Origin of the sequence: Galbibacter sp. PAP.153, assembly GCF_037029175.1 — a bacterium.
Lineage (GTDB): Bacteria > Bacteroidota > Bacteroidia > Flavobacteriales > Flavobacteriaceae > Galbibacter > Galbibacter pacificus.
On record NZ_JAZEUN010000004.1, the window covers coordinates 55,643 to 68,064 of the forward strand.

At 39.3% G+C, this 12,422-nt stretch carries 8 protein-coding genes; all 8 read left to right on the forward strand.

Going from position 1 to position 12,422, the window contains the following annotated elements; translation table 11 throughout:
- Nucleotides 1-62: 62 nt before the first annotated feature.
- Nucleotides 63-1,703 carry a glycerol-3-phosphate dehydrogenase/oxidase gene (locus UXI14_RS03025; protein WP_335964766.1) on the forward strand — a complete coding sequence of 547 codons (1,641 nt, stop codon included), beginning with the start codon at nucleotides 63-65 and terminating at the stop codon, nucleotides 1,701-1,703.
- A 25-nt stretch (nucleotides 1,704-1,728) separates the two neighbouring features.
- A complete protein-coding gene (gene glpK / locus UXI14_RS03030) occupies nucleotides 1,729-3,219 on the forward strand; it encodes a glycerol kinase GlpK (RefSeq protein ID WP_277898358.1) in 1,491 nt (496 codons plus the stop codon).
- A 17-nt stretch (nucleotides 3,220-3,236) separates the two neighbouring features.
- Complete coding sequence (locus tag UXI14_RS03035; protein ID WP_335964767.1) at nucleotides 3,237-3,968, forward strand: MIP/aquaporin family protein; 732 nt, start codon at nucleotides 3,237-3,239, stop codon at nucleotides 3,966-3,968.
- Nucleotides 3,969-3,990: 22 nt separating this feature from the next.
- Nucleotides 3,991-5,190 carry a phospholipase D-like domain-containing protein gene (locus tag UXI14_RS03040; protein WP_335964768.1) on the forward strand — a complete coding sequence of 400 codons (1,200 nt, stop codon included), beginning with the start codon at nucleotides 3,991-3,993 and terminating at the stop codon, nucleotides 5,188-5,190.
- 335 nt (nucleotides 5,191-5,525) lie between these two features.
- Nucleotides 5,526-6,098, forward strand: a complete 573-nt coding sequence (locus UXI14_RS03045) for an RNA polymerase sigma-70 factor (protein WP_277898361.1) — start codon at nucleotides 5,526-5,528, stop codon at nucleotides 6,096-6,098.
- A 49-nt stretch (nucleotides 6,099-6,147) separates the two neighbouring features.
- On the forward strand, nucleotides 6,148-7,281 hold the full coding sequence (locus tag UXI14_RS03050) for a FecR family protein (RefSeq protein WP_335964769.1): 1,134 nt from the start codon (nucleotides 6,148-6,150) through the stop codon (nucleotides 7,279-7,281).
- A gap of 92 nt (nucleotides 7,282-7,373) precedes the next feature.
- Nucleotides 7,374-10,730, forward strand: a complete 3,357-nt coding sequence (locus UXI14_RS03055) for a TonB-dependent receptor (RefSeq protein WP_335964771.1) — start codon at nucleotides 7,374-7,376, stop codon at nucleotides 10,728-10,730.
- Between the two features lie 11 nt (nucleotides 10,731-10,741).
- Nucleotides 10,742-12,370 carry a RagB/SusD family nutrient uptake outer membrane protein gene (locus tag UXI14_RS03060; RefSeq protein ID WP_335964772.1) on the forward strand — a complete coding sequence of 543 codons (1,629 nt, stop codon included), beginning with the start codon at nucleotides 10,742-10,744 and terminating at the stop codon, nucleotides 12,368-12,370.
- Nucleotides 12,371-12,422 lie beyond the last annotated feature (52 nt).

Below are 12,422 nucleotides of genomic sequence, written 5' to 3' on the forward strand. Positions count from 1 at the left end.
CTATCTTTTTATTTTTTTTTATTCTTTTTAATGCTACATTTGTTTCTAAATTATGATATGTAATGAAAAACGAAACAAAAGAAAATATATACAACCGAAATAATTTACTAGAAAAAATAAGGGATAAAAATTGTGTTTGGGATGTTCTTGTTATTGGTGGAGGCGCTACGGGGTTGGGCGTTGCATTAGACGCTGCTTCAAGGGGGTATAAAACCCTGCTTTTGGAACAATCTGATTTTGCAAAAGGAACTTCAAGCAGAAGCACAAAATTAGTTCACGGAGGGGTACGTTATTTGGCCCAAGGGAACATAAAATTAGTATTGGAAGCCCTTTATGAAAGAGGGCTTATGATGAAGAACGCCCCTCACTTGGTAAATCCCCTTCCTTTTATTATTCCAAGTTACCGCTGGTGGGAAAAGTTTTTCTATGGTTTCGGACTTAAAATTTACGATTGGATGGCCGGCAAACTTAGGGTTGGTTCAACCCGTTTGTTAAATAAGGACACCGTGACAAAAGAAATGGGAAACCTTAAGTATAATAAACTGAATGGCGGAGTTGCTTATTATGATGGGCAATTTGACGATGCCAGGCTGGCAATTAACCTAGCGCAAACAAGTATAGAGAATGGTGGCGTTTTGTTAAACTACGTAAAAGTTTCCAAATTGTTGAAAGACCATGAGGGGAAAATCACAGGTGTAGAGGCTACGGATTGTGAAAGCGGAGAACTCTTTAAGGTGAATGCAAGAACAGTAATAAATGCAACGGGCGTATTTGTTGATGACATTTTAAAGCTGGACGACCCCCATGCAAATGCTCTTGTAAAAGTTAGCCAGGGAATTCATTTGGTGGTAGAACGCAGCTTTCTTAAAGGAGATAGTGCCCTTATGATTCCCGCTACCTCAGATGGCAGGGTTCTTTTTGCTGTTCCTTGGCACGACCATTTGTTGGTAGGCACGACCGATACCCCTTTGGACCGTCATCAATTGGAGCCAAAGGCATTAACGCAGGAAGTAGAGTTTATCTTGGACACACTCAAAGAATATTTAGATAAGGCGCCAACAAGAGAAGATGTTTTGAGTGTTTTTGCCGGATTGCGCCCCTTGGTTCTGCCGGAGGATAAAGAAAAAGGGACCAAAGAGATTTCAAGGGATCATAAGTTGAAAAAATCAAAATCGGGCTTGATTACCATTACCGGAGGAAAATGGACCACCTATAGAAGGATGGCAGAAGATACTGTAGATATGGCCATTAAAACGGCCACTATGGAGTACAGGCTTTGTGTGACCAAAAATTTGAAAATTCACGGGTTTCAAAAAGAAAAAAATACAGATACTATGCAGTTATATGGAAGCGATGCTGGACGGATACTTGAATTGGAAAACAAAATGCCCGAATTAAAAAAGAAATTGCATCCAGATTTTCCATATACCATGGCAAATGTAGTTTGGGCCGTAAGGTACGAAATGGCCCGTACCATCGACGATGTTCTGGCCAGAAGGTTGCGCATTCTTTTTTTAGATGCCAAAGCTGCTGTAGAAATGGCGCCCATGGTAGCCTCGATAATGGCCAAAGAGCTTGTAAAGGATAAAGAGTGGGAAAAAGCACAAACACTCCAGTTCTTGAAATTATCCAAAAATTATATGCTGAATCCATCCATAAATAATTCGGCTGAAAAAATCGATCAACCAGTTTCAAATTATTAAACCAAAAAAACAAAACTTATAAATTATGGCTAAATATATATTAGCATTCGATCAAGGTACCACCAGTTCCCGTGCATTAGTTTTTGATGAAAACGGTAAAGTGGTCAATATAGCACAGAAAGAATTTACACAGATTTTTCCTAAGCCGGGCTGGGTAGAGCACGATCCTAACGAAATCCTCTCCTCTCAAATAGGGGTCGCCGCAGAAGCTGTATCCATGGGAAAATTAAAATCGGATGACATTGCCGCTATTGGCATTACCAACCAAAGAGAAACAACCATTGTATGGGACAAAGAAACTGGAGAGCCTATCTATAATGCTATTGTTTGGCAAGACCGTAGAACTTCGGCCTATTGCGATGAATTGATAGATAAAGGCCTTGAACCCATGATTAGGGAAAAAACAGGTTTGGTTATCGATGCCTATTTTGTGGCCACGAAGGTAAAATGGATACTCGATAATGTTCCCGATGCAAGGACAAAGGCTTCTCAAGGGAAATTGGCCTTGGGCACAGTAGATTCTTGGTTGGTATGGAACTTGACCAACAGGGACAAGCATATAACCGATGTTACCAATGCTTCCAGAACACTGCTTTTTAATATAAATACATTGGAATGGGACCAAGAACTATTGGAATTGTTTGATATCCCGGCAACAATGCTGCCAGATGTATGCGATTCCAGTGGAGAACTGGCCAAGACCTCGGGGGCAATATTTGCTAAGAAAATACCAATTACAGGGATAGCCGGAGACCAACACGCAGCTTTATTTGGCCAGATGTGTACAGAGCCGGGAATGGTAAAAAACACTTATGGAACGGGTTGTTTTATGCTGATGAATATTGGCAATAAACCCATTATTTCTAAAAACAAGCTGATAACAACAATAGCTTGGAAACTTGGAGGTCAAATTAATTATGCCCTGGAAGGGAGTATCTTCATTGCCGGCGCAGTCGTGCAATGGTTAAGGGATGGTCTCGGGATTGTTAATTCGGCTTCAGATATTGAAGAATTGGCAACAAAAGTCGAAAATACCGATGGGGTATATTTTGTTCCGGCTTTTACGGGCTTGGGTGCCCCTCATTGGAATCAACATACCCGGGGAACCATAGTGGGAATTACCAGAGGAACAACTTCCAGCCATATTGCACGGGCATCCTTGGAGAGTATTGCATTTCAAACATACGATGTGCTCAAAGCCATGGAAGCCGATGCCAATGTTGAAATTAAAGATTTACGTGTAGATGGCGGGGCTACTGAAAATAACTTTTTAATGCAATTTCAATCCAACATATTAAATGCAAGGATTGAAAAGCCTGAAACTTCAGAAGTAACTGCCTTGGGAGTTGCTTATTTGGCTGGACTTGGAGCCGGAATATGGAAAAATACTGAAGAAATCCGTAATAAATGGAAAACCGAAACCGTATACGAGCCAGATACTAAAATTTCTACCCAAAAGGAGCTCGATAATTGGAAAAAGGCAGTAGAAACTGCCAACACCTGGTCTGATAATTAAATTTAAAAAAATAGATGATGTCACAATTTACAGCAGAATTTTTAGGAACCATGTTTTTAATCCTAATCGGAAATGGAGTTGTAGCCAATGTTTTGCTTAAAGATACAAAAGGAAACAATGGGGGCTGGATAGTAATAACAACAGCATGGGCCCTTGGTGTATTTACAGGGGTTGTTATTGCGGCGCCATATAGTGGGGCCCATTTAAATCCGGCTGTATCCATTGGGCTGGCCATTATTGGCAAGTTTTCATGGAATTTGGTACCCGTGTTTGTTATGGCCCAATTGGGAGGGGCAATGCTTGGTAGCTTTTTAGTGTGGGCAATGTATAACGACCATTATCGGAGAACAGATGATGCAGGACTTAAAATGGCCACCTTTTGTACATCCCCGGCAATAAGGAATAATTTTAAAAACATGTTAAGTGAAATTATCGGGACCTTTACTTTGATCTTTGTCATTTTTCATTTTACAGAACCAGTTATGAACAACGATTTGCAAACCCCCATTGGTATGGGTTCTTTGGGTGCCATACCCGTATCTTTTTTGGTATGGGCAATTGGTCTTGCGCTTGGCGGTACAACGGGCTATGCAATAAACCCGGCCAGGGATCTTGGCCCCAGGATATTATATGCGTTATTGCCCATAAAGGGAAAGACAAATATTTGGGGATATTCATGGATTCCCGTGCTAGGCCCCATAATAGGTGCTGCCATAGCCGCCATACTTTATATTGCTTTAACTGTATAACCAATAAATACCATCTTGTACCATGAAATTTCATAGCCCCATAACCAAAGCTTATAAAAAGCACTGCACGCTTTTAATTATTATACTGTATGCCGTATGTATATCTTGTATTGATAAAAAAACAGAGCGTTCAAAATCAATAGATCATGTTGTATCGTCGCATGTTACTTTGTTTAGCGATCTTAAACTTATAGGAGGACAAAAACCATCGACCATGATCATGGATTCTTTGATAAACCTGGTCGATAGGACTTATGAAAAAGATACCATTTACATGGGGATATACCTGTTTGAGCATCAAGGATTGATAAATGCCCTAATTAGGGCCGGGAAACGAAAAGTACAGTTAAACATATTGGTCGATTCCAGTAAAAGAAGCAATAATGGAAATACTGTAACCACACTTTCTGCCATGAAAGAGCACAGTGAAGTGGTAACCATAAAAAACAATAATGGGGCATCGGCAATTAATCATAACAAGTTTGTACTGTTCTCCGGAACTACTTTTTTAGGTGAAAGACAAAAAAATATAGTGTTTCAAACATCTCATAATTTTATTGAAAAAGGAACGCATAAAATACAAGATGCAAATATTATCTCCAACCGGAACCTATATGATGCGTATGTAGAGTATTGGTTTATGATGAAATCTCATAAAGACAGCACGATGAATAATTATGAGTTTATGGAATTTTATGATGAGCCCTCGCATATCCGGGCGCAATTTTATCCCAAAAGGCACAATGGTAAAGTTATGGAGCCCGACGGAATGGTAACCTTGTTAAAACAAATAAAAAATCCAGATAAAGCTTCAGTCCAAATAGGAATGTCCGACTGGTCTGACTCCCGAACAGAAATAGCCGATGAGCTCATACGGTTATGCGGGCAAGGGACAAAAGTAACGGTAATTACAAAAAATGGAAAAGGGCTCAAATTAATGGGTAAATTAGAAGAAATAAAGCAACAAGGCGGACGAATAAAAATATATAACCTTGTAAATAAGGACAAGCCCAGGATAAACATTCATATGAAAACAATGCTCATCAAGGAAATGGTTCAAGGAAAACCAATGACCAAAGTGGTTACGGGAACACAAAATTTCACCAATAATGCCATTTGGAACAACAACGAGACCACATTGATATTTAACGATACAATTACCTATAAGCATTACAGTTTATTTTTTAAAAAATTGATGGAACTGCCGGGGGTAGACGGTTGAATATTGTGATCTGGGTTTATGTTGGGCAGGATGCCCATGGAGTTGGTCAATATGGAAAGGCGGGTAATTGTTCACAGAAATTTAAAATAAGGTTCATATTTTCTTTGTTTTTTATTGTAAGTTTGAGAACAAAGCCATTCGGCAGATGCATGATAAATTTATTTTGCGGCTGCATATGGGATGGTGTTGTATTAAAGCCTCATTTTTTAATGCTGATATAAAAACTATATTTCCATAGTTTAAAAAATGATGAGGGGCCCATATGCACGGGTTGAACTTTTTATGGATATAAGAAATTTATTGACCGCTATTTTTTTAATGAATATATTGTACTGTTGGACCATAATTTACTATTAATAAGCATTCAAAAAAAAGACACAAGAGCCTTCAAGGTTTTGTTCAATTCTTTATATGAAGATTTGGTGAATTATGCCTTTAGGTATACCTACAACATTAGTGTAAGTGAAGACATTGTGCAGGAGGTTTTTATCTACCTTTGGGAAGAGTCGCATTTAATCTCCATAAAAAAATCTTTAAAATCTTATTTATTTATCACCGTACGCAATCGTTGTATTAACCATTTAAAAACTATTAAAATTACAGATACTGACCATTTAATAGATCTTAATTTAATTACCACACTCAATAGCGATATCTTCGAAACATACAACGATGAGGAAAAAGTACGTCTGTACGAAAAAGTTCACGAAATTATTGCGGTTCTCCCCGACAAAATGAAGCAGATTGTAATAATGAAATACATAAATGATTATAAGTACAAGGAAATTGCAGACGAACTGGATGTTTCCATAAATACGGTAAAAACCCAGCTTAAGCGTGCAAAAGACAGAATTTTGCATGCTTGTACGTTGTTTGCAATAATTTTTCACATTTTTTGTCACCCATAATAACTTTTTTAGTGTCGTATAAATACGGAGACATTATAAATTGTTATAAATGGAGTTTAAGCTCTTGATAAAAAAACTTAACGGAGAACTAACCGATGAAGAAAAAAACAGCTTCGACAGTTGGTATGAAGAATCTGAAAAACACCGGGAATATTTTGCAAAGGTAAAAGAGAATTACTACAAAGAACCTTTTAGTGTAAATACAGATAAGGCCTATTCAAACTTAAAGGGCAAATATAATTTAAAGAAGAAAAAAAATCAGCCCTATAAAAAAGTTGCCATTGCAGCAATTACAGTCGGTGTTGCTTTTATGTCCTATTTATTGTATAAGCCAGGTCTTAAAAAAGAGAAGCAGCCGGCGGTGGTAAGCACAACCCTAGAGATTCCTTATGGCTCGAGTAAGGCAATTTTAAGCAAAGACGACGGAACAAAAGTAGTTCTCAGCAAAGGCGTAAAATACGAAGACGACCAAATTATAAGCAACGGAAAGGAAATTGCATATAAACATGCCGATAATAAAAGCGGGGAGGTCAATTACAACACCTTGAAAGTTCCCAGGGGCGGAATTTTTAAAATAAAACTTTCAGACGGCACCTTGGTCTGGCTCAATTCAGAATCAGAAATCCGCTATCCGGTTTCATTTAACAAAAATCAATCCCGAAAAGTAGAATTACACTACGGAGAAGCCTATTTTGATGTATCTTCCAGTGAAAAAAACCACGGTACTTCTTTTGAAGTTTTGTCGCATAAGCAATCCATAGAAGTTGTGGGCACCCAATTTAACGTAAAGGCATATAAGGAAGATCCGGTAATAGCTACTACTTTGGTGGAAGGTAAGGTAACAATTGAGTCGCCTGTTTCCAGACAAAAATTAGTTCCTGGAAATCAATCCATATTCAACAAAAACAATACTGAAGTTTCTGTAAATACCGTGAACGTCCACGATTATATTTCATGGAAAGAAGGCTGGTTCAGCTTTACCGATAAACCCTTGAAAGAAATCATGAAGGTACTGTCGCGTTGGTACGATGTGGATGTAATTATCGAGAACACAAAGGCCGGCGAAATAAAGTTTAACGGCGTATTTAATAAGAAACAGGATTTAAAACAAATACTTTCAATAATTGAAAAAACTAACGAGATAAATTTTGAAATAACCAATAAAACCGTTGTTATGAAATAAAAAAGAGGATGGCATTTAGACCTGCAAAAATTTAAACTACCATCCTCGACTAATTTAATTAATTAAATATTAACTAACTAAATCTGATTTTTATGTATTCTAAAATTAATGAATTCCTCATAAAATATGGGGGACGCATTGTATTGGGCATTATGAAAACATTTATTTTCTTTTGTTGCTTTATCACATTCGCATTCAACCCCAAAGAGGGCTATTCGCAAAATGCAAAAATCGTAATTAATTCTGATTCTGAGCTTTCTATCGAAGAAATTTTTGGATTGATTAAACGGCAAACGGACTATACCTTTATTTACCGGTCCGATTTATTTGAAGATTTCCCAAAAGTTCAGCTTGAAAAAGGAATTATCAAAGCAGGAGACTTACTGGAGAAGAGCCTTGCCGGTGAAGGTTTCACCTATTCCTTTACCAAGGAAGGAACCATTCTTTTAGAAAAAAAGTCGGTAAAAACACTTAAAACCTTACAGCAAAGCGTGAGCGGAACCGTTTATGATAATGAAGGTTATCCGTTACCGGGTGCAACCGTTTCGGTAAAAAATAACGAAGGGATAGGCACCCAAACCGATTTTAACGGGGTTTACAGCCTAGAGATAAACGACCTTGAAAATACCGTTCTCGTTTTTAGATATTTGGGCTTTAGAACGTTGGAAGTGTCTTTGGATGGTAAAAGCACCTTGGACGTAACTCTGGAAGAAGATGCGCAAAGCCTGGACGAAATCGTGGTGGTTGGGTATGGCAAGCAAAAAAAGGTGTCCATGACAAGTGCGGTATCATCGATTTCCAGTGACGAACTGGTAGAGCGCCCTACAAAAAATCTTAGTGCTGGCCTACAGGGTCTGGCGCCGGGATTGACGGTTATAGATAGAGGCGGTTCGCCGGGCAGCTCAGACGTAAATATGTACATCCGTGGGGTTACAACCTTGGGCAACAACAATCCCTTGGTAATCATCGACGGTATTGAAATGAACATAAATGACGTAGACCCGAATAATGTGGAATCCATATCAGTGCTAAAAGATGCTGCATCTACAGCCATTTATGGTTCTAGGGGGGCCAATGGCGTTATCTTGATAACCACCAAGCGGGGTAAAAAAGGAAAATTTGCCGTAAACTATAACCAAACGCTGGATATGCAAAACCTTACGGTGGAGCCAGAGCATATGGAAACAGAGGCTTATTTGAGGCTACAAAACACGGCATATCAAAACCGTGGAAGCGACCCTTTGTATTCTGAAGAAGAAATACAAAAATACGTAGATGGAAGCGACCGCTTGAGGTACCCGCTCCCGAACGAATTTTTTGATGCCGTAATACAAGACGATGCACCTATGCAAAGGCATGCCTTGTCTATTGCTGGAGGAACCGAAATACTGCGTACCAATGTCATGTTGAATTACTTCGATCAAGACGGGATTTATCCAAATCAAAATCTCAAACGATATAGGGTCCGTGTAAACAACGATATCAATCTTTCCGAAAAACTTTTGGTCAGCGCAGATGTAAGCTTGGCCAAGAAAGACCGCCATACATTTAGGGATCAAGATAATGTTTACCATAGAATGTTGCACAGTTCTCAATTTACGGTTCCGCGATTCCCCGATGGAACATATGGATTGAGCAAACAAAGACACAACCCATTGGCTTGGACAGATACCAATATTGTTGGCGCCACAGATGCCACTACCTATAATGGCCTTGTTAATTTAAAGGCTACTTGGGATATTGTGCCCGGTTTGTCGTTCAGTTCTCAATATGCCGTTGATCTTAGCGATTATTCATCGGTTACAAACATACCTACGTATGAAATTAGGGATTATTTCAATCCGGATGTTGTGCTTAAAAACAACGAGGTAAATCAACTAACGGAATACAGGAGCCAATCTCTTCAAAAAACATGGAACAATACGCTTACATACAATCTCGTCCTTGGAAAACACGATATGAGCGCATTGGCGGGATATTCAGAAATAAGTTATGATTATAAGGAACTCGAAAGCAATGGGCGGAACTTTTATAACGACGACCTTCGCGATCTAAGTCTTAGCGACCCGCTAAACCGTGAAATTAATAGTTTGTATACAGATTGGGGGTTGCGCTCGCTGTTCGGAAGGTTGAATTATTCTTTTGATGAAAAATATATTTTAGAATTCAATATGCGCTACGATGGATCTTCCAGGTTCCCCGAAAACAACAGGTATACTTTTTTCCCTTCAGTGGCCGGGGCTTGGCGAATTTCAAAGGAGCCATTCTGGAATTCGGTTAAAAGCGTAATAAACGAATTTAAAATCAGGGCTTCGTGGGGAGAAACCGGGAATCAAAACGTAGGTCTTTATACGTATTACGATAACCTTAACTTGGCAAATTATTATGTCTTTAACGGTGTTCCCGTTACGGGCGTCCGTCAAACAGATTTTGCAAGCCAAGACCTTACTTGGGAGACCACCACCCAAACCGATATTGGTTTCGACATGAGTTTCTTTCAAAATAAAATCAATATTGCCCTGGACTGGTTTAAAAAGGAAACCGAAGGTATTTTACTGGAACTGCCCATTCCCGGGATTGTTGGTTTAAATCCATCGGCAACCAATGCAGGTTCTGTTGAAAACAAAGGTTGGGAGCTTCAGGTAAACTACCAGAATGCCGTTGGAGATTTTCGGTACAGTATAACCGGGAACATTTCAGATGTAAAAAATAAAATTACAGACTTGGCAGGAACAGGACCTTATTATGCTAACGAGCAGGATATGTTTATCCGCAAGGAAGGAGAATCTATAGATGCCCTGTTTGGGTATGTTACAGATGGCCTTTTAACTCAGGAAGATATCGATAACGATTACCCCACATATGCATCGGATGCAACGGCGGGAGATATTAAATATTTGGACATAAGCGGGCCGGATGGCGTCCCCGATGGAATGATAACTGCCGATGACAGAAAGGTTATTGGATCTTCCATCCCTCGTTTAACATATAGTTCGGTTATAAACCTGGGCTGGAAAAATTTTGATTTCAACCTTCAATTACAAGGAGTTGGAAATAAAGATATAATGCTTTATGGGGCTTTGGTGGAAGCAGGTTCCTGGGAAGGTTTTACAATCGACATTGCAGAGGACTACTGGACACCGGACAATCTTGATGCAAGATTCCCGAGGCCTCAAAAACAAAACAATAAAAACAGTCGCCCTTCAGATTGGTGGATGGTAAATGGGGCATATTTAAGGGTAAAAAACCTTCAGTTTGGGTATAGCCTTCCTACGGATGTAATTAAAAAGTTTGGCGTGAGCAGGTTGCGCCTTTTTGTAGGGGGAACCAACCTTTGGACGATTTCCGACCTGAACGAATGGGGACTTGATGCCGAAGCAGCCACCGGAAGGGGTGTTTTTTACCCAGCTACTAAAACATATACACTAGGATTAAACGTAGGATTTTAAAAATTAGAATCATGAAAATATTCAATATAAAATTACTTATTCCGTTGGTATCCGTACTTGTACTGGTTTCCTGCGAAAAAGATCTTTTAAATACAGAGCCTTCAAACGAATTGAGCAATGCCAATTTCTGGAAGACCCAAAAAGATGCCCTTAATGCCGTAAATGCCATGTATGCTTTTCTACCAGATTATAACGAAGTTGAATGGGACAGGATGACGGATATAGCAACTACCAATAGCCCAGCCCAGCAAACGGTTACCATTGAACGTGGGGAACACGATGCTAGCTTGAGCAGATTTAAATCTAATTGGGATGGTGGATATCAAGCTATAAGGGCCGCCAATTATTTTTTAGAAAACATTGATAAGGTTCGCGAGGAAGACCCTTCGGTAAGTCAAGATATTATCAATAGATACAAAGCAGAAGTACGCTTTGTCAGGGCATTTTTCTATGTTCGTCTAACCATGCTTTTTGGCGATGTGCCCTTGATTACCAGAACCCTTAACATTGAAGAATCAAAAGAAATAACAAGAGACCCCCAACAACAAATATGGGATTTTGTAGCTACAGAATTTGATGAAATAAAAAATGAACTGCCAAAAGCATACAGTGGAAACGACATTGGCCGAATTACAAAAGGGGCCGCCTTATCCATGAAGGCAAGGGCAATGTTGTATGCAGGACGCTGGAACGAAGCTTCGGTAGCCGCAAAAGAAGTTATGGATTTGGGAGAGTATGAGCTTTATCCTAATTTTAAAGATTTATTTAGTTATGAAGCAGAAAATAGCAACGAAATAATTCTGGATAGGCAAAGGGCAAAAGATGTGGCCGCCCATAATTTTTTTGCCAGCCATGCACCGGTTAGTTTAAATGGGAGCGTAGGCATTTGTCCCACTCAAACCCTTGCAAATGCATACGAGACCGTAAATGGTTTGCCAATAGGTGAAGACAATTCTTACAATCCTTTAAACCCGTATGCAAACCGGGATCCTCGAATGGGATATACCATGTTTATTCCTACTTTTTCTGATGATGTACCCGGCGATGTACTTTTTAATGGACAGGTATATGACCCGCGCCCGGATTCTGGCACGGGCGATGAAATTGAAGTGGATTTTTACCGTACAAAAACAGGATATAGCATAAAAAAATATATTAACGAAGAAGAATTGAACGACAGAAGCAATGGAGGCGTTAACTTTATATTGATACGTTATGCCGACGTATTGTTAATGTATGCGGAGGCCAAAATAGAAATGGGCTCCATAGACCAAAGTGTTTACGATGCAATAAATGAAATAAGGGGCCGAAACGATGTTAATATGCCCGCAATAGCACAAGGGTTGTCGCAAACAGAATTACGTAAGGTAGTCCGTCATGAACGAATGGTAGAATTGGCTTTGGAAGGGCTTCGGTTTTTCGATCTGCGCAGGTGGAAAACTGCCGAAAACCTTATGAAAGGAGTTATTCCCGGGATGAATTATATCCCGATAGGGAAGCCTACGGAAGCTTCAGCTATCGAAGAATTAACATATGGGGGTACAACGCGTGCATTCAACCCAAACAGGGATTACCTTTTTCCCATCCCTCAAGAAGAACGGATCCTTGTTCCTTCATTGGAGCAAAACCCAAATTATTAATATTTTAGCAATTGCCCGTAATCATTCAAAATAAAATATTTAATGTCCGCCC

What these genes read in the sequence shown, in the direction of transcription:
- UXI14_RS03025 (WP_335964766.1), top strand. Translation starts at nt 63, where the DNA reads ATGAAAAACGAAACAAAAGAAAATATATACAACCGAAATAATTTACTA.
- glpK (WP_277898358.1), top strand. Translation starts at nt 1,729, where the DNA reads ATGGCTAAATATATATTAGCATTCGATCAAGGTACCACCAGTTCCCGT.
- UXI14_RS03035 (WP_335964767.1), top strand. Translation starts at nt 3,237, where the DNA reads ATGTCACAATTTACAGCAGAATTTTTAGGAACCATGTTTTTAATCCTA.
- UXI14_RS03040 (WP_335964768.1), top strand. Translation starts at nt 3,991, where the DNA reads ATGAAATTTCATAGCCCCATAACCAAAGCTTATAAAAAGCACTGCACG.
- UXI14_RS03050 (WP_335964769.1), top strand. Translation starts at nt 6,148, where the DNA reads ATGGAGTTTAAGCTCTTGATAAAAAAACTTAACGGAGAACTAACCGAT.
- UXI14_RS03055 (WP_335964771.1), top strand. Translation starts at nt 7,374, where the DNA reads ATGTATTCTAAAATTAATGAATTCCTCATAAAATATGGGGGACGCATT.
- UXI14_RS03060 (WP_335964772.1), top strand. Translation starts at nt 10,742, where the DNA reads ATGAAAATATTCAATATAAAATTACTTATTCCGTTGGTATCCGTACTT.